Raw genomic sequence first — 17,908 nt, forward strand, 5'->3', positions numbered from 1 at the left:
AAAGATTACTCTGGCAGTTCAATTCCACAATAAGCATAGCCGCCATCTACACGCAAGATCGTGCCCGTCATATAACTAGATGCCTGAGAGGCTAAGAGTAGTAGAGGTCCAGCAAGCTCTGCTGGTTCAGCAGCTCGGCGCATTGGAATCGATGCCCGCCATTTTTCACCCTCTTCCCCTGCCAAGATATTCTTCACCATATTGGTATTCATCCACCCTGGCGCCAAGCAATTGACTCGAATATTGTGCTGAATCAATTCCATAGCAAGGTTACGTGTTAAATGTTCAACCGCTGCCTTTGATGTTGCATAAGGAATCCGCTTGAGTTGCGACCTCAGACCCAGTGATGAAGAGATATTGATAATTCTGCCAGCAAGCTGATTGGCAATCATATATTTCGAGATATGCGTAGCCATCATCCAACTAGCCTTCACATTCACATCCAAAACACTATCCCAATCATTTTCTGAAACATGCAACCAGGCAGCATCGGGACCTAAAACTCCAGCGCTATTCACCAATACATTCATTTTTCCGTATTTCTGATGCACCTGATCAATCAGACTCAGGATGTCCTGTTCTTTTGTTACGTCACACTTTTGTACGAATAGCTTCAGCCCCGAAGGATCAAGCTCTTGAGCTACTCTGTTTAAGCGAATCTCATCTGTATCAGCCAGAACCACATACGCACCAGCCTCCATGAGGATTTTGACTAACTGACTACCTAAGCCACCAGCCGCTCCAGTTACTACAGCAACCTGCTTTTCTAAAGAAAATTGATCAATCCATTTCATAGTGGTCTGAGACGTTAAGCCTGAGTACTCAGCCAATCGTGCAGCGATTGATTAAATTTATCTGCCTGCTCCATCAGGAAAAAATGGCTGGCGTTATCAAAAATAATTGATTTAGAGTTAGTAATACCATCACTCAAAATCTTCGTTGCCGTGAGGGAGCAGATAGGATCATTCTGCCCAGCCATGATTAAGGTAGGCTGAGTAATGAATCTAAGCTGACTACTCGTATCATGATTTTGACATGCCTCATTTTGACGGCTATAGCATGCTGGTAGACGAGTCTCACCACCAATCAAAGCCTCAATTTTTTTAACTTGCTCTTGCCGATGGTTAAAGAAATCAGCAGAGACAAAGTTCTGCACAGAATGGCGGGCATGGTCGGACCAATTCATGCGCCATTCGAGTGCCTCGCGCATATTCAGCAACACTCGGCGCCCCAAAGGATCCAAGATTGCAAACGAAGCACACAACACCAGGGACTTCACCCGTTTTGGCGCCATCAATGCCATATGCTGAGCTACCGCACCACCCATCGATCTGCCAACGACATGTGCAGATTCTATCTTTAAGAAATCCATCAAACCCAGAGTGTCTTTGGCTAAGTCCTGAGTGCTAATTGCTTCGTCTACTTGCGTGCTTTTACCTGCACCGCGATTATCAAATGCAATGACTCGATAGTGATCTTTTAAAAGTTGGATCTGACTAGTCCAGGCGCTATAGTCGCCAGCTAAACCATGAATCAAGACAACTGGGGTACCTGATCCAACATCCAAGTAATTGATGTCGTAAATTCCTATCTTGGCAGTTTTCAATTGCTCTTGCATTCCCATACTCCTTTATTCCACCCCGAGATGACTTTGGAGCTCCTGCTGCTTCTCACAAAAGAGAGTCTTGGTTCCAGCAAACACAACTTTACCGCCATTCAGCAGAACCACATCATCGGCCACACTCAGTGCCAGATTTAAATTTTGCTCAACCAATACAATCGAGATGAATGGTTTAAGTGAAGTAATAATATTACCCACCTCTTTTACGATCTGGGGGGCTAAACCTTCCGAAGGCTCATCCATTAGTAGAACTTTAGGGTTGGTCATCAAGGCCCGACCAATAGCCAGCATCTGCTGTTCGCCGCCTGATAAGCTACCCGCCACTTGATCTTGCCGCTCCTGCAGTCTCGGAAAGAACTGAAAGACATCTTTCAGAGTCCATTGACGAGAGCTCCCCAAACGAGGGGCTTGATAAGCGACTTCAAGATTTTCTTTAACACTCAAACTTGGGAAGATTCTTCTTCCTTGGGGAATAATGCCAATTCCAGCCTGACAGATTTTTTCAGGAGAAAGCTGCTGTAATTGCACTCCATCCAGCTCTATGGCGCCCTCACGGTCAGGTAAAAATCCAATAATTGAACTAATACAAGTTGTCTTACCGGCGCCATTTCTTCCGAGGAGCGCCAGCACAGTATCTTTTCTTAATGCAAACGAGACGTCATACAGAATATGGCTATCGCCATAGAAAGCATTGAGATTCTTAATCGTCAGAATGGGTTTATTGCCCAAGATAAATCTCCTTGGTACGTGGATCATTTACCACTTCTTGACGTGTACCCGTTGTAATCACCTCACCATAGTGCAAGAGCGTAATACGATCAGCAAATGCTAAAGCGACTTCCATATCATGCTCAATCATCAAAATCGTAATCTTGCGATCAATCCCTTTTAATAACTCAGTAATGGTTTCACGCTCTTCGGTTGATAAGCCAGCCAATGGCTCATCCAATAATAGGATTTGAGGGTTTTGCGCCAGTGCCATGGCAATTTCTAGGCGACGCTTTTCACCATAGGAAGTTTGCTCTAGCGGTAAATGTGCTTTAGCAGCCAAACCCACTATCTCAAGAACACCCAAAGCCTCTTGATCAAGTGCTGCAGTAGATAGGAATGAGCCCCAACACTGCCATCGGAGCGACATTTTTCCAAGCAGCGCTAATTTCACATTCGAAAGTAGATTATCTTTTCCAAATAGCGTCAATATTTGATACGTTCTAGCCAAGCCCAATTGTGCACGTCGTGCGGTAGAAAGCTTAGTCACGTTCTTACCAGAAAGAGTAATGCTCCCAGAATCCGAAGTTAAATCGCCAGATATTAGATTGAAGAGTGTGGTCTTACCTGCGCCATTGGGGCCAATTAATAAATGCCGCTCCCCCGGATTAACAGAAAGGTTCACTCCTTTGGCCACTTGTAAACCGCCAAATGACTTCGTTAAGTTAGTAACTTGAAGAATTGGGTTCATCTTTTATTTGCTTGCAGACAAAGCATTTTTAATCCGCTCAAACCCAGCCACAATTCCACCTGGTATGAACATCACTATAAAAATAAAGACCAAACCAAGCAAAGTGACCCAGTGATCAACGTACTGGCTGGCCACATTTTTGAGAAGCATTACCAAGGCAGCGCCAATCACAGGGCCTAGTAAGGTTCCAGCGCCGCCAGCAATCACCATCAAGAGCATTTCTGCAGAGTTCGCTAATGAGAGGCTGTGTGGACTGATGAACTGGTGATAGTAGACATACATAATGCCGCCAATCGAAGCAAAGAATCCGCAAGCTGTAAATGTAATCCAGCGTATCAGCCAGACATTAAATCCTAAGGCACTCATACGACGTGGTTGATCTTTTGTACCGCGAATGGTTGCACCAAACGGCGAGCGTATAAAAATGGCAATAGCAATCCACACCAATACAAATACCACTAAAGAGCAATAGTAAAAATGATTTGCTTCGCCAAGATCTAATCCAAATGGACTTGGGCGAGTGAGGCCAGAAATTCCATTATCGCCGCCAGTGACGCTTGCCCAGCGATAAGCTAAGCCCCACAAAATTTGTCCGAAGGCTAGCGTAATCATGAGGAAACTAATTCCACTAGCCCTTAAGGCAATCAGCCCAAAAATACCTGCAATTACTGTAGTACCAACAATTGCTATTGCAGCAGAGCTAGCGTGTGACCATCCCAACTTCACCATTAACCAGCTACTGATATAGGCGGCTAACCCCAGATATCCGGCATGACCTAAGGAAGTTAAGCCCGCATACCCAACCAATAAATTCAAACTCATTGCAAAGATAGCTGCAATCAGAATTTGACTGGCGAGATTGGTGTAATACGTACCACCAGTAAGTACTGGGAGCATGAGCAATAGGACAAGGGTGATGACAGAAGCAATCCGGTTCAAGCGCTAATCTTTCCAAACAAACCGCGAGGCCTAATAGCCAAAATGATTAACATCGGCAAAAATAAAATGATGTAAGCCAAGTCTGGAAAAAGCGCTTGGCCAAAACTATAAATAAAGCCAATTAAAAAACTGCCAATAAAGGCGCCCAATAAACTACCCAGACCCCCAAGGATGACAACCACCAGAGCAATTGGCAGCATATCTGCATCTAAGCCCGGATAAACCGAGAGAATAGGCGCGGCGGCAATGCCTCCAACTCCAGCAAGGGCTGCACCCAAACAAAACACAATTGAAAATAATTTAGTAGCGGGAACACCAATACCCTGTGCCATTTGTCTGTCATCAACGCTGGCACGAATCATCACGCCCAGCTTAGTTTTATCTAGTAGTACCCATAAACCGATAGCAATAAAAATACTAAATACCACCAGAGCAATTCGGTAGAGAGGAAAGGTAAGACCGAAGATCTGTACGCCACCGGCCAAGAAGCTAGGGGCACTGACTGGGCGAGGATCCCCACCCCAGAACCACAAACTACAGTCTGCGATCACAAAGGCAACTCCTAGAGTAGCCAGTACTTGCGACAAACTATTGCCCGCGAGACGGCGCAAAATAATGCGTTCGACGATACAACCGAGAATCCCAATAGCCACTGCTGCAGCCAAGATCGCCAGAAAGAAAGAGTGCCCTGCGTCAATTACGCTCAACCCCACATACGCGCCCAACATGAAATAGGCGCCGTGAGAAAGATTGGCAATACGCATTAATCCGAAGATAAGAGAAAAGCCTGCGGCTAAGGTGAAAAGTACTCCCCCTAGGGCAAGGCTATTCAGACTCTGTATTAACCAAAAAGACATGCTTCCCTGACTTAGTTTTCTAGATTATTCGCCGGAGGGTAGTCTCTAGAGTAAACAGGGTTAGATAAGAAATCTTTGGTTTTATATGTCCAAAATTGACTAACGGCCGGATAAGTTTTAATCACCACGTTACTCATCTTGCCATCTTTTTTCTCAACCTTACGGATATAGATATCCATAATCGGGTTTCCTAGCGCGTCTAAGGTCACTTTGCCTCTTGGATCATTAGGTAACTGTACGGCACGTAAAGCAGCCATAAATGCAGCCTTATCTTCAATATTGCCCTTAACGTCTTTAAGCGCTTGCTCAAGCATCAGAGCTGCACCGTAAGCACCCATGGAGTAATAGCCAGGATCCTTCTTATATGCAGCATTAAAGTCTTTTACAAATTTTGCATTAGCTGCATTATTCAAATTGGCTGAATACCAACCGGTTGAAATCACTCCAAGAGCATCATCACCCATAAACGGCAAGATACCTTCATCAACTGTTGTCATAGCGCCAAGCAAAGGAATTTTTCCTTTAAGGCCGTATTCACTATATTGCTTTACAAACTTCACACCATTACCGCCAGCAAATGCAGCAAACACGGCATCCACGTTAGGCTTGATTTGACCAATGTAGGTGCCGTAATCGGCCACATTCAAAGGCGTCCAGAGTTTCTGAACCACCTTACCACCGTTCTCTTCAAAAGTTCTTTGGAAGCCAGCGGCAATTTCATGACCAAACGCAAAGTCATCAGCAATAATAGCAATGCGCTTGTACTTCAAATCCTTGGCAGCATACTCACCAAGTGCATGACTTGGTTGGGCAGAACTACCAACACCTCGAACAAACCAAGGATTGGGCTTACGTTGGGTTAAATCTTCTGCACCAGCCGATGGAGAAATAACAGGGACACCTACTTTTTTAATATAGTCATCAACTGCAATTGCTTCAAATGCAGCGAGTGGTCCAATAATGACTTGGACCTTATCTTTTTCAACCAGCTCTTGAGTTTTCGTTTTAGTAATCGCTGGTTGCCCTGAAGTGTCCGCCACAAAGAGCTCTACTTTTCTGCCAGCAATCGTATTGTTGCGCTCTTTCATAAACAGATTGATGGCTTCTTCCATCTGCTTTCCACCAGCAGCGAGTGCGCCCGACTTAATGGTTAGAAAACCTACCCGAATAGGCGTGGTATCTGCGGCATAACTAGTTGAGGTCAAAAGCGCCCCCGCCATCACTAGTGCCATAGTCTTCAGATGAATATTCTTCAGCATGATTGTCTCCTCCAGTATTTTTAATAGTCTTTTAAGGCTTAGTTGATATACTACAATAAAATTAAATTAAAGCAATATTTTTATTAAATAATTATATATTGTTATAAATCATATACTTATAAAATTACCTACCTCCATAGAAATCTCTTGTGATATATTACGAACAATATTTGTAGCCAATCTAATATCTTTGAAACTATGGCCTCTACCATCACTGAACCCTTAGAAACAGACGGTCGATTGCTCCGCGAGAGAGTCTATGAGGAGTTACGCCACGATATCCTGACTTGCGAATTAATGCCCGGAGCTGAGATACGGGAAGCTGAGTTGGCAGCCCGCTTTGAAGTCAGCAAGTCGCCTGTTCGTGATGCGCTGATCAGCTTAGAGCGAGAAGGTTTAGTAATTACTACTCCAAGACAAGGCTACAGGGTAGCGCCGGTATCTATCTCTGATATGTTGGATATGTTTCATCTACGAGCTGCTCTCGAGCGAGCCAATATGGAGCGCATCATTCGCCACGCAAGTGATGAGCAACTGGAGGCGCTGGATCAGTTCAAGCACTTTAGCGCCTCACAATGGCCAGATGGCTTTGTGAGCTACAACAAAAGTTTTCATCGCCGCTTAGCAGAACTCGGTGGCAATCCTCGTATGCGCGATCAACTGATTGATCTGATTGATCTTATGGAGCGCGCGGTCCAAATAAGTGTTAGCAATATGAACCATGGCAAACCAGAAGCCCTGGTCGCAGAGCATCGTGAAATCATCGATGTCATTCAATCTAGATCTATTAAAACTGCCCAGCGTTTAGCTGAGCAACATGTTCTTGCCGCTGGCAAGAGGGTAAGTAACGCAGTATCTCGCAGCATGATCGTCAACTAATTCAATTTATTTTAAAAACAAGGATCACAATGTCTACATCTAGCAAGCAAGTACCTATTCGCGGTTTGTTCATTGATGGAAAAGAAGTTCCAGCATCACAATCCGATTTGCTTGATGTCTTAAATCCCGCTACTGGCGAACTTCTTGCGCAGATCTCCCATGCAAGCGATGCTGACGTAGATAAGGCTGTAAAGAGCTCTGCTACAGCCTTTGCTAGTCCTGAATGGAGCGCTATGTCTAACCGGACAAGGGCTAAGCTTATCAATAAACTTGCGGATGTATTTGAAGCTAATCTAGAAGAAATTTATACCTTAGAAACCGCAAATAATGGCCGCTCATTAAATGAGACGCGCGCCCAAGTTTCTCGTTTGCCCGATTTTTTCCGTTACAACGCCGGCTTAGCTATCGCTCGGCGTGATTCAGTAATTCCTGTGGACGGCAACTATCTTAACTACACTATTCGCACTCCAATTGGCGTAGTAGGTAACTCAACGCCATTTAATCACCCACTCATGATTATGGTGAAGAGCTTGGCTCCTACCTTGGCATCTGGTTGCACAACGGTAGTTAAGCCATCTGAATACACCCCACTGACTACTTTACGTCTAGCTCAACTATTTGTTGATGCTGGCTTACCTCCTGGAGTGTTTAACGTCATTACCGGTCTTGGGCCTTCAACTGGTAAAGCGCTTGCAGAACATCCTGGATTAGCTAAGTGGGTTCTCACCGGCGGTACTGAAGCTGGAAGGATTACTGGCGCTCTTGCTGGTAGTAACTTTGCTCACCAAACATTAGAACTCGGCGGCAAAACACCGGTTCTTGTATTTGATGACTTTAATGTAGATCAAGCGGTGAATTACGCTGCATTTGGCGCCTTTATTGGTGCAGGTCAAACCTGTATTTGCGGCAGCCGTCAAATTGTTCAGGCAAGTATCTATGATGAGTTCGTTGAAAAGTTGGCAGCCAAAGCTAAATCTATCCGCATTGGTAACCCGATCGATCCAACAGTTCAACTAGGACCAGTCGTCTCTGCTCGCCAACAACAACGTGTTCTGAAATACATTGATATTGGACTCAATGAAGATAAAGCACGTTTAGTAGCTGGCGGTAAAGTGCCTACAGACCCATCCTTGAAAGATGGTTTCTTCGTTGAACCTACCGTATTTGCTGATGTCACTAGAAAGATGCGCATCTTCCAAGAAGAAGTATTTGGACCATTCGTATCGGTGACTAAATTTACAACCGAAGAGGAGGGTTTGGAGTTAGCAAATGATTCCCCATTCGGACTTGCAGGCGCTATTCGTACCAACGATGTCACTAGAGCGCACCGTGTGGCAGCAAAGCTGAAATGTGGAATCGTGTGGGTAAATGACCATCACCGTTTAGACCCAGCATCTCCTTGGGGTGGTATTAAAGATTCGGGCATTGGTCGTGAGTGCGGCACAGAATCTTTTGATCAACACTTTGAAACCAAAAGTGTGATGGTGCGTTTAGACGATGCACCTTTTGACTGGTACAAAGACACTGCTAGCCAACCTCGTTTGAACTAATACAAAACTCATTCCGAAACGAAAGAACGCAAGGACTAAATAGATATGGCAAGCAAAATAGTAAACATTGGTAATAAAAAATTGAGTCTCGATATTTCTGGCTCAGGAAAACCCATTGTTTTATTCCACTCCCTGTTGGCGGATAGTAGCTCTTTCACCCCCCTCGCAACTGAGCTTATCAAAACCCATGAAGTCATTTCTTTGAACTTGCCTGGTTTTGATGGCTCTGATTTTGTTGGCGGAGATCTCAACATCATTGCAGACCATATTGCACATGGCATTGAATCGCTGAAATTATCAGAAAAGCCAATTTTCTTAGGCAATGGTTATGGCGGTTTTATCGCCTTAATCACCAGCATTCGCCATCCAGCATTAGCTTCACGCTTGGTATTAGCTGATTGTGGAGCTATGTTCTCTGAACCAGGTCGCGCGGCGTTCAAAGGAATGTCGCTAGCAGCTAAAGAAAAGGGATTAGGGGCAATTGCGGATGTAGCAATGCGTCGTTTATTCGCTCCTGAGTTTCAAGAAAAGAATCCCGAATTGATTGCTGATCGCAAACAGCGTTTCTTAACTCTGGATCCCGAGACTTTTCATGGGGCGTGCGCCGCTCTAGCGAGCCTTGATATCCGCGATCAACTATCTAAGGTTACTCAGCCAGTGTTAGTGATGGTCGGTGAAATGGATGAAGCCACCCCGCCTCCAATGTCTGTTGAGTTACATGCAGGCCTTTCCAATGCAAAACTCAATATCTTGCCTGGACTTGCTCACGTTCCCCAATTACAAGCGCCAGCAGTCTTTATGAATGCTATTCGCGACTTCATCGACGGCAAATAATGAGCGTTACTCTCTACGGGTATTGGCGTTCATTAGCGGCTTACCGCGTCAGGGTGGCATTGAACCTTAAAGGCATTGATTATGAGGAGATCTCCATCAATTTAGCTGCAGGCGAGCAGTTTGGTGAAGCGTATGCAGCTCTAAATCCACAACATGTATTACCAATACTTAATCATGATGGTCGCGATATTACCCAGTCTATGGCCATCCTTGAATACATCGAAGATACCTGGTCAATGCCTCAATTACTCCCAGTTACCGCATATGAAAAAGCCCAAGTTAGAGCGCTTGCACTGGTAACTATTGCCGATACGCATCCTTTGATTGTGCCCAGAGTTCGAAACTTTCTCCATAAAGAATGGAATCTAGATGAAAGCGCGCAAACTCAGTGGGCACAACATTGGTTTACCGTTGGCAATGAGGCCATTGAAAGAATCTTAGTTAAAGCAGGAAGAGCTCAGACATATTCATTTGGTAATGAAGTAAGCCTTGCTGATATTGCATTAGCATCCCATGCAATCGGCGCAGGCTTATTTAAAGTGGATATGAACAAGACACCGGTATTTGCTGAGGTTTTTAAGAACTGTATGCTGCTGCCTGCTTTTGCAAATGCGCATCCTTTAAAGCAAGAAGGTGCACCGAGGAATGCTTAAGAGTTAGCTACTCTTGGAATTTCTTTCGCAGCCCGCCATAGGCATAGTGATAACATATCAAAACGTTTATAGGCAAGTCTTGTTGGCATAACTCTCTTACGTCGAGCATCACTTTGGATGATTAATTCAATATAACCTAGGCGACATAAATTTTTAATACGCCCATGAAGGGTTGCCTGTGAACCCAAAAAATGTTGACCTATTAAGTCACCCACGAACACTGAGCGCCCTTCGTTGTCATCGAGCATGATGCTGTTTAACAGCTGATTTTCAGTTGAATCTAAGCCGCGGATATTACTCTTTGGATTAAACGCTTCAACCAGATTGAGAAACCGTAAATACACATTAGGCTTTGTCATCAATTAATACTACTCTTAATGAGTTCGCATATTTGTTTATATATGTTAAATACTCAATTAAACGCTTCCTCGCAGCGTTCTTAGCTCAGCAACCACTATTTCTAGTTAATTTAAGGGTAAATTCCCCTCATTTGCCTAGCTTTCAAAATACGCTCACAACCCACAATAAAGGTTGCAGTACGTAAGGTGACTTGATGTCTTTGCGCTACTTCACCTATACCTTGAAAGGCTTCAATCATTAACTTATCAAGACGTTGATTAATTTCCTCTTCGGTCCAGAAGAAACTTGAAAAATCTTGTACCCACTCGAAGTAGCTAACCGTCACACCACCCGCATTTGCTATCACGTCTGGGACTACAACTACTCCCATGTCCTTCAAAATGTCATCCGCTTCTGGAGTTGTGGGTCCATTGGCACCTTCAACAAGCAATTTAGCCTTGATACCTCCAGCATTACTACTATTGATCTGTGACTCTAGGGCTGCTGGAATCAAAATATCACAAGGTGCTGTCCAAAACTGTTCATTGGGTATTACCTCGCCAGCAAAACCTTTTATCTCATGGACTATCGCGACGTGCTTCAGTAGCGCATTAATATCAATACCATTGGGTTCATAAAGAGTAGCTGAGTGGTCTTGGACTGCCACTAGCTTTGCACCTGCTTCACAAAATAAACGTGCCGCCTCTCCTCCTACATTGCCAAGCCCCTGAACTGCAACTCTTGCTCCTGGTAAATCAAGACCTATCTGCCTATATGCCTCTCGAGCAACAACAAATACACCGCGCCCCGTAGCATCTCTTCTACCTAAACTACCTCCAAGAGAAATCGGCTTACCTGTTACTACTCCAGAAGTGGTGTAGCCCTGATTAACGCAATAGGTATCCATCATCCAAGCCATGATTTGCTCATTGGTGTTCACATCAGGGGCTGGGATATCTTTCTGAGGGCCAATCATCATATTGATTTCACTCGTAAAGCGTCGAGTCATTCGCTCTAATTCGCTTTGCGATAGCTTCTTTGGATCAACCCGAATACCGCCTTTAGCTCCGCCGAATGGGACATTCACGACAGCCGTTTTAATAGACATCCACGCTGATAAAGCCATCACCTCTGAAAGCGTCACATCTGGGTGATAACGAATACCACCTTTACCTGGACCGCGGGATAAATTGTGATGCACCCGATACCCTTCATAGTGGGCAATCGTGCCATTATCTAATTCAATAGGAACGTCCACGATTAAAGATCTTTTAGGGCGCTTTAATGTTTCAACCCAACGCGAAAGGGAGCCCAGATAGGGTGTCACGCGATCAATCTGTTCTAAATAAATACCCCAAGCACCTAAATTATTAGAATCCACATAAGAAGCAATTGGATGACTCATACGTTCTCCGCTAAGGGGTAATTCAATCAGTTTACTTAAACATATTAACTGAGGATGTCTATCAAACCTAAGATGTAGATTTAGTTAACCTAAAATCTTAGTGATACTTTTGTAATATTTGCTTAAGTTATCCAGCTGGAGTTAACGATTTCATCATTCGGCTTTTAGAGTGGTATCTGAATGAATTAGGCCGCTCTAATTCCGCCTATGCAAAGATACTTCATCTCTAAATAGTCATCAATTCCATGACTAGATCCTTCACGACCGAGACCACTCTCTTTAACGCCGCCAAAAGGGGCTACTTCTGTTGAAATGAGGCCTTCATTAATGCCAACGATGCCATACTCTAGCGCTTCGGCAACGCGCCATACACGGCTAATATTTTGGCCATAAAAATAGGCTGCTAAACCAAACTGCGTATCGTTCGCTAGCGCAATTGCTTCAGCCTCTGTTGTAAATTTAAAGATCGGCGCTAATGGGCCAAATGTTTCCTCTTTAAATGCAAGCATGTCTTTTGTGGCACCTGAAATTACGGTAGGCTCGAAGAAAGAGCCCCCCAAAGAATGGCGCTTACCCCCAATAATGACTTTGCCGCCCTTCTTCACAGCATCACTTACCTGCTCTTCTACTTTGGCTAATGCCCTATCGTCAATCAATGGTCCAATTATGGTGCCATCATCAGCGCCATTCCCTACTTTTAGAGAGCTGACTGCTTTAGAGAACTTTTCTACGAAGACGTCGTAAACAGAATCTTGTACCAGGATCCGATTGGCGCATACACAAGTTTGTCCTGCGTTTCTGTATTTAGAAATCATAGCGCCTTTTACAGCCTCATCGATATCCGCATCATCAAACACAATAAATGGAGCATTACCCCCCAACTCCATTGAAGTCTTCTTCACGGTAGTAGCGCATTGAGCTAAAAGCAGTTTGCCAATTTCTGTTGATCCAGTAAAACTCAGTTTTTTGACAATCGGGTTAGAAGATAGTTCGCCCCCAATCTCCGTTGCAGAACCAGTCACACAAGAAAATACACCAGGAGGTACCCCAGCCTCTTCAGCCAACTGGCAAAGGGCCAGAGCGCTAAATGGTGTTTGACTGGCAGGCTTAAGTACCATGGTGCAGCCTGCAGCTAAAGCCGGTCCAACCTTCCGAGTAATCATGGCCGATGGAAAGTTCCAAGGGGTAATAGCAGCGCAAACTCCGATGGGCTGTTTAATCACGATCAGCCTTTTGTCTGCGACATGACCAGGAATAGTTTCACCATAAACGCGCTTTGCTTCCTCACCAAACCATTCAATGAAAGAGGCTCCATAGATAATCTCGCCCCTACTCTCTATTAAAGGCTTGCCTTGCTCTGCTGTCATCAACTGCGCTAAGGCCTCTTGATTTTTTATAATGAGATCAAACCAATTTCGTAAAATTCTTGCTCTTGCTTTAGCAGTTTTCGCTCTCCAAGCCGGTAATGCCTCGCTTGCAAAAAGGATCGCCCTACGTGTTTCAGTGGCCCCCATTTTAGGAACGGTTCCAATTACCTCTCCGGTCGCTGGATTGGTCACAGAAATCGTTGCCCTGTTATCAGCCTCGACCCATTGACCATTGATGTAGGCTTTCTCAAACTGAAAAGGTAAATTACTCATACTCTGTTCTCGATAATTAAATAAATCATTCTGGGTAAGGCTTTTTTAACAAAACCCTCTGCAAGCTATTTTTACACAGCTTAGGCTATTTTTTAATCTGGCTCACGGACTCACTATGTGAGTTTGTGGTGGTAGAGCGCTAAGCAATCTTAGTGGTCTAAGTCGAGACTCTGAACTAAGCTAGCCAGTTTCACCACAGACCCAAAGGCATCTGAATGACTTGCCTCTACATCGAGATTCTCCCAATTGAACTCTAAGGAGAAGTGTGCTGACTCAATGATTAACTCATAGCTAGAAGAAGCCTTATTACTAGGGTCGCCCTTAGACTCCTCAGTCACAGGGACCTTAATGATGCCAATCGCCTCAATCAGCATATCTACCTCAGAAGCCGAAAGCGACCTTGAATGTAAAACGTCGTCTGTTCTCTTAATTGAAATCTTTGGCTCTTCATCAATCACCAGCTCATATTGGTTCAGACCCAGATCAAACCAAACTGTTAATTCAATCGCTATTGGATAGGTTTTCATTTAATCCACCTCGTCAGCATGTGGTTCATCAAAATGTTCTTTATGTGGCCTGAGCTTTGCTTCTAGCTGAGTCCATTTACTTTGCTGCATTCTGTACTGACAATCTTCCGCATGATTTTCTAAAAGTCCAAAAATAATGGTAGTCGGAATCTTGCAGTATTGGCATCGATAAGCATGTTGATGCTCTTCTATTTTTTCCTGTGGATAGTCAATATAGAACGGCTTCATTTAGAAACTCCATTGGCATTCAAGATTCACAAAAACATCTTACTCCTCATTTAATGACACTAGCTCACCCACAATTCCCCCTAAGAGAGAGCCTTGTCAGTGGATAATGCTGGGTATAGATCACTAGATAACAAAGGGATACCCTATGAAACTACTACCCTGTATCGAATTGGAAACCACTCCAAATCCAAGCGCAGCCGTTATTTGGTTACATGGTCTTGGGGCTGATGGCAACGATTTTGTCTCCATCATTCCAGAGTTAAATTTGTCTGGATGTCAGGGAATTCGTTTTATTTTTCCCAGTGCTCCAAGCATGCCCGTTACCGTCAATGGCGGCTACGTTATGCCGGCTTGGTACGACATCATTGGGCGCAATCTGATGGATCAAGAAGATGCCTCTGGAATTCAAAATTCAGCAACTTCAATCATTCAGCTAATAGAGCGTGAAGCTAGTCGTGGCATTGCTTATAAAAATATAGTGATCGCGGGATTCTCGCAAGGCTGTGCGATGGCTTTGTATATCGGCTTACGCTTTCCGCATCCCTTAGCTGGGATCATTGCCTTATCGGGTTACCTCCCTCTAGCCATGACACTTCCTACTGAAAAACACGCTGCAAATTGTGGCATACCCATTTTCATGGGGCATGGAGAATATGACACGGTAGTTGCTCCTGAGCGCGCTCAAGCTTCCCATGCTCTATTGGAAAAAATGGGTTACACAGTGGATTGGAATGAATATCCTATGGAGCACTCGGTCAATCGCGAAGAGCTAGCAGATATTTCTCGCTTCTTGCAAGAAGTACTGCCTTCTGCTACATAAGGCCGTCAGCAATGAGCTTGATGCTGGCCACTAGCAAGAAGAATTGGACAATTCGGTAATACCACTTCATTGGAATTCTTTTTGCTAAATAGAATCCAAGATAAACGCCAACAGGCACACATGGCAGCAAAATCACTGAGGTTGCAAACTGCTTAAAATTTAGTAAATCTAAATAGGCGTATGGAACTAGCTTTCCAAAGTTAATGCAGGTAAAGAAAATACCCAAAGTTGAGGTATAGACCATGGGTAGCAGCTTTTCCCTGAGCATGAATACCGTAATAGGTGGGCCACCGTTATGCGCAACGAAAGAAGTGAAGCCTGACGTTAGGGCCATCATCCGCCCAAACCAGGGATAAGGCTTAGCCGCCTTCAAAGCAAAATGAGAGGTGATGAAACTCTGAATTAAGAATAGCAAAATAAAGATGCCTACAGAAAGCGTTAAAACTTGAGGCGAAATGATAGTAAAGAAGATCATCCCTAATAACATCCCGATAAATGCTGGCGGAATAATTAACTTCAAAATTCGCCAATCGGCATTCCTCATGAAGCGACGTATCCCAACCAGATCAATTGCGATTAAGAGCGGCAATAAAATAGCCAAAGCCTCATTGATGCTAGATTGACTTGCTAGTAATGGGAGAGAAAGCACTCCTAGGCCTGCACCAAAACCACTCTTGGAGATGCCTACGATAATCACGCCCGCAATTGCACAAACAAAGAATGCTAAGGAATGTGCATGGAAAGATTCCAAAACAGGGGTGAATAAGGTTTCGAGCATCAGGTAATACTAACGATTCAAAAGAGGGTTTACTAAAAATGAAAAAAGGGCTTTATAGCCTCTTTTGCCAGAAGAGCAGACTACTCCACTTCCATAGTTATGCTGCTTGGATTTATTTTCCACCAACAGTCATCATGCCAATCAAAATAGAGCCAGTTTCTTTGGTGCCTCGTATCAAGGAATCGGTTCCAATCAGCTCGATATCCAGCAACATATCGCGCAAATTACCAGCGATCGTGACTTCTTCTACAGGATATTGAATTTCACCATTTTCGACCCAATAGCCAAAGGCGCCGCGTGAGTAATCACCTGTCACGTAGTTCACTCCCTGGCCCATTAATTCAGTAACCAATAAACCAGTACCCATCTCTTTTAATAATGCAGGCAAACCACCCTTGGGTGACTTCTTACTCTTCAAAGTGAGGTGATGTGAACCCCCGGCATTACCAGTCGTTTTCATACCCAACTTACGCGCAGAATACGTGGATAAAAAATATCCTTCTAGAATTCCTTTATCCACCACAGTGCGCGCAGAAGTCCTTACGCCTTCTTCATCGAATGGGGCGCTACCGGTCATCGATTTAAGGTGGGGATTTTCAAATAGGCTGATATGTTTTGGTAGCACTTGTTTACCTAGGCTATCCAATAAGAAACTGGAGCGACGATATAAAGCCCCTCCCGAGACAGCCTGTACAAGACCGCCTAGTAAGCCAGTAGCAAGAGGCGCCTCAAAAATCACGGGGCAACGACGGGTGGTTAAAGATCTTGCTTTCAGGCGAGAGAGTGCGCGTTGTGCAGCGTATAAACCAATTGCTGCAGGATCAGCCAACTCTTCAGGAATGCGTGAACTGGAATACCAATCGTCGCGCTGCATATTGGAATGTTTGCCGCCTTCGCTAGCAATTGGTGCACAGGAAATATAGTGTCGCGAAAATGGATAGCCGCCCATAAAGCCATGACTCGTTCCCATCATGAAATGTGCATGATGCGCAGACACCGAAGCACCATCACTATTCTGAATTTGCTTACTGACTGAAAACGCAGCACCCTCTGCAATCCGTGCAATGTCTACTGCATGGGCCGCATCAATATTCCACGGATGAAATAAATCCAGATCTAGCGGATTTTTTTCTAAGAGTTCACGCTCAGCAGGGCCTGCACAAGGATCTTCTGCTGTATGTTGTGCAATGTGATAAGCCGCATCTACCGTGGCCTTTAAAGATTCTTTAGAAAAATCACTGGTGCTGGCATTACCGCGATGCTGCCCTAAAAATACCGTGACCCCCACCTGCTTATCGAGAGATTGTTCAATTGTCTCCACCTCGCCCTTGCGAACAGTCACGGATAGCCCTTGCCCCTCAGAAATTTCTGCAATGGCATCAGAGGCGCCCCGTCTTTTGGCCTCTTTGAGCATGAAATCAACGATTTCTTGAAACTGGGTAGATGTATATGTAAACATGCCCTAATAATAGCTAGAATAGAAACATGAAGCATACCGAAGCCTGGAAGCGTAGCGCTCCAAATGAAGTCAAAATTGGTCTCATCTCAATATCTGATCGAGCCAGCAAGGGCGTATATCAAGATGAAGGTATTCCCACCCTGCAGACCTGGCTGATGAAAGCCATTACCAATCCTTGCGTTTTCCATGAACGCCTGATTGCCGATGAGGCTGAAGCCATCACTGAGGCTATTGTAGAGCTGGTTGATGAATTGGCTTGCGACCTAGTCCTCACGACAGGCGGCACAGGCCCTTCTCGCAGAGATGTCACCCCAGAGGCCACTCGCGAAGCCGGAACCCGTGAAATGCCGGGTTTTGGTGAGCAAATGCGCCAAATTAGCCTCAGCTTCGTTCCCACCGCTATTTTGTCGAGACAAACTGCTGTTTTACGAGAAATTGAGGATCATGCAGCGTTAGTCATCAATTTACCCGGACAACCTAAGGCAATTGCCGAAACCCTCGAAGGCCTAAAAGATGATGAAGGCAAATCTGTTGTTGCCGGCATCTTTGCAGCAGTGCCCTACTGTATTGATTTGATTGGCGGTCCCTATATTGAAACCGATGAATCCATTATTAAAGTATTCAGGCCAAAGAGCGCCCTCAAAAAGTCAGAGTAGCTTTG

20 protein-coding genes are annotated in these 17,908 nt (G+C 44.6%); 6 read left to right on the forward strand and 14 right to left on the reverse strand.

The genetic code is table 11. The features are described 5' to 3' along the window. Positions 1-5: 5 nt before the first annotated feature. From ICN45_RS03415 to ICN45_RS03445, 7 genes are read right to left on the reverse strand one after another with little or no spacing between them, the layout of a single operon-like run. A complete protein-coding gene (locus ICN45_RS03415) occupies positions 6-794 on the reverse strand; it encodes an SDR family NAD(P)-dependent oxidoreductase (protein WP_216173160.1) in 789 nt (262 codons plus the stop codon). Between the two features lie 14 nt (positions 795-808). Next, complete coding sequence (locus ICN45_RS03420; RefSeq protein WP_216173163.1) at positions 809-1,618, reverse strand: alpha/beta fold hydrolase; 810 nt, start codon at positions 1,616-1,618, stop codon at positions 809-811. A gap of 12 nt (positions 1,619-1,630) precedes the next feature. Beyond that, positions 1,631-2,350, reverse strand: coding sequence for an ABC transporter ATP-binding protein (locus tag ICN45_RS03425; protein WP_255531075.1), 720 nt, complete (start codon positions 2,348-2,350; stop codon positions 1,631-1,633). Continuing rightward, a complete protein-coding gene (locus ICN45_RS03430) occupies positions 2,340-3,080 on the reverse strand; it encodes an ABC transporter ATP-binding protein (protein ID WP_216173166.1) in 741 nt (246 codons plus the stop codon). The genes ICN45_RS03425 and ICN45_RS03430 overlap by 11 nt, the downstream gene beginning before the upstream one ends. A 3-nt stretch (positions 3,081-3,083) precedes the next feature. Further along, positions 3,084-4,019: a branched-chain amino acid ABC transporter permease gene (locus tag ICN45_RS03435; protein WP_255531076.1), complete on the reverse strand. Its 936-nt coding sequence runs from the start codon at positions 4,017-4,019 to the stop codon at positions 3,084-3,086. Then, the gene (locus ICN45_RS03440) at positions 4,016-4,876 is read right to left on the reverse strand and encodes a branched-chain amino acid ABC transporter permease (protein ID WP_216173168.1); all 861 of its coding nucleotides are present in this window, start codon (positions 4,874-4,876) and stop codon (positions 4,016-4,018) included. The genes ICN45_RS03435 and ICN45_RS03440 overlap by 4 nt, the downstream gene beginning before the upstream one ends. An 11-nt stretch (positions 4,877-4,887) precedes the next feature. Next, on the reverse strand, positions 4,888-6,135 hold the full coding sequence (locus ICN45_RS03445) for an ABC transporter substrate-binding protein (protein WP_216173170.1): 1,248 nt from the start codon (positions 6,133-6,135) through the stop codon (positions 4,888-4,890). A gap of 198 nt (positions 6,136-6,333) precedes the next feature. Between ICN45_RS03445 and ICN45_RS03450 the strand changes: the two genes are divergently transcribed. Genes ICN45_RS03450 through maiA form a run of 4 tightly spaced genes read left to right on the forward strand, consistent with a single transcriptional unit; the run spans position 6,334 to position 10,051 of the window. Further along, the gene (locus tag ICN45_RS03450) at positions 6,334-7,014 is read left to right on the forward strand and encodes a GntR family transcriptional regulator (RefSeq protein WP_216173173.1); all 681 of its coding nucleotides are present in this window, start codon (positions 6,334-6,336) and stop codon (positions 7,012-7,014) included. A 29-nt stretch (positions 7,015-7,043) separates the two neighbouring features. Further along, entirely contained in the window at positions 7,044-8,564 is a 1,521-nt protein-coding gene (locus ICN45_RS03455; RefSeq protein WP_216173176.1) for an aldehyde dehydrogenase, read from the forward strand. A 45-nt stretch (positions 8,565-8,609) separates the two neighbouring features. Beyond that, positions 8,610-9,398 (forward strand): alpha/beta fold hydrolase, encoded by a 789-nt coding sequence (locus ICN45_RS03460; RefSeq protein WP_216173179.1) that lies wholly within the window; start codon positions 8,610-8,612, stop codon positions 9,396-9,398. Then, a complete protein-coding gene (maiA, locus tag ICN45_RS03465; protein WP_216173182.1) occupies positions 9,398-10,051 on the forward strand; it encodes a maleylacetoacetate isomerase in 654 nt (217 codons plus the stop codon). The genes ICN45_RS03460 and maiA overlap by 1 nt, the downstream gene beginning before the upstream one ends. On the opposite strand, the gene ICN45_RS03470 is transcribed toward maiA, so the two are convergent. From ICN45_RS03470 to ICN45_RS03490, 5 genes are all read right to left on the reverse strand, one after another. Next, positions 10,048-10,410, reverse strand: coding sequence for a hypothetical protein (locus tag ICN45_RS03470; RefSeq protein ID WP_216173186.1), 363 nt, complete (start codon positions 10,408-10,410; stop codon positions 10,048-10,050). The genes maiA and ICN45_RS03470 overlap by 4 nt on opposite strands. A gap of 110 nt (positions 10,411-10,520) precedes the next feature. Continuing rightward, the gene (locus ICN45_RS03475; protein ID WP_216173189.1) at positions 10,521-11,795 is read right to left on the reverse strand and encodes a Glu/Leu/Phe/Val family dehydrogenase; all 1,275 of its coding nucleotides are present in this window, start codon (positions 11,793-11,795) and stop codon (positions 10,521-10,523) included. 185 nt (positions 11,796-11,980) lie between these two features. Beyond that, positions 11,981-13,435 (reverse strand): NADP-dependent succinate-semialdehyde dehydrogenase, encoded by a 1,455-nt coding sequence (gene gabD / locus ICN45_RS03480; protein ID WP_216173192.1) that lies wholly within the window; start codon positions 13,433-13,435, stop codon positions 11,981-11,983. A gap of 149 nt (positions 13,436-13,584) precedes the next feature. After that, positions 13,585-13,962, reverse strand: coding sequence for a hypothetical protein (locus ICN45_RS03485; RefSeq protein WP_216173195.1), 378 nt, complete (start codon positions 13,960-13,962; stop codon positions 13,585-13,587). Next, the gene (locus tag ICN45_RS03490) at positions 13,963-14,190 is read right to left on the reverse strand and encodes a hypothetical protein (RefSeq protein WP_216173198.1); all 228 of its coding nucleotides are present in this window, start codon (positions 14,188-14,190) and stop codon (positions 13,963-13,965) included. A gap of 145 nt (positions 14,191-14,335) precedes the next feature. Between ICN45_RS03490 and ICN45_RS03495 the strand changes: the two genes are divergently transcribed. Next, entirely contained in the window at positions 14,336-15,010 is a 675-nt protein-coding gene (locus ICN45_RS03495; RefSeq protein WP_216173200.1) for an alpha/beta hydrolase, read from the forward strand. On the opposite strand, the gene ICN45_RS03500 is transcribed toward ICN45_RS03495, so the two are convergent. Both ICN45_RS03500 and pmbA read right to left on the reverse strand, forming a co-directional pair. Beyond that, complete coding sequence (locus tag ICN45_RS03500; RefSeq protein WP_216173203.1) at positions 15,003-15,788, reverse strand: sulfite exporter TauE/SafE family protein; 786 nt, start codon at positions 15,786-15,788, stop codon at positions 15,003-15,005. The genes ICN45_RS03495 and ICN45_RS03500 overlap by 8 nt on opposite strands. A 112-nt stretch (positions 15,789-15,900) precedes the next feature. After that, a complete protein-coding gene (gene pmbA, locus ICN45_RS03505) occupies positions 15,901-17,247 on the reverse strand; it encodes a metalloprotease PmbA (RefSeq protein WP_216173206.1) in 1,347 nt (448 codons plus the stop codon). Positions 17,248-17,273: 26 nt separating this feature from the next. On the opposite strand from pmbA, the gene mog reads away from it, so the two are divergent. Continuing rightward, the gene (gene mog / locus ICN45_RS03510) at positions 17,274-17,903 is read left to right on the forward strand and encodes a molybdopterin adenylyltransferase (protein ID WP_216173209.1); all 630 of its coding nucleotides are present in this window, start codon (positions 17,274-17,276) and stop codon (positions 17,901-17,903) included. The last annotated feature ends 5 nt before the right edge of the window (positions 17,904-17,908 follow it).

The organism is Polynucleobacter alcilacus, assembly GCF_018881545.1.
GTDB classification, from domain to species: domain Bacteria; phylum Pseudomonadota; class Gammaproteobacteria; order Burkholderiales; family Burkholderiaceae; genus Polynucleobacter; species Polynucleobacter alcilacus.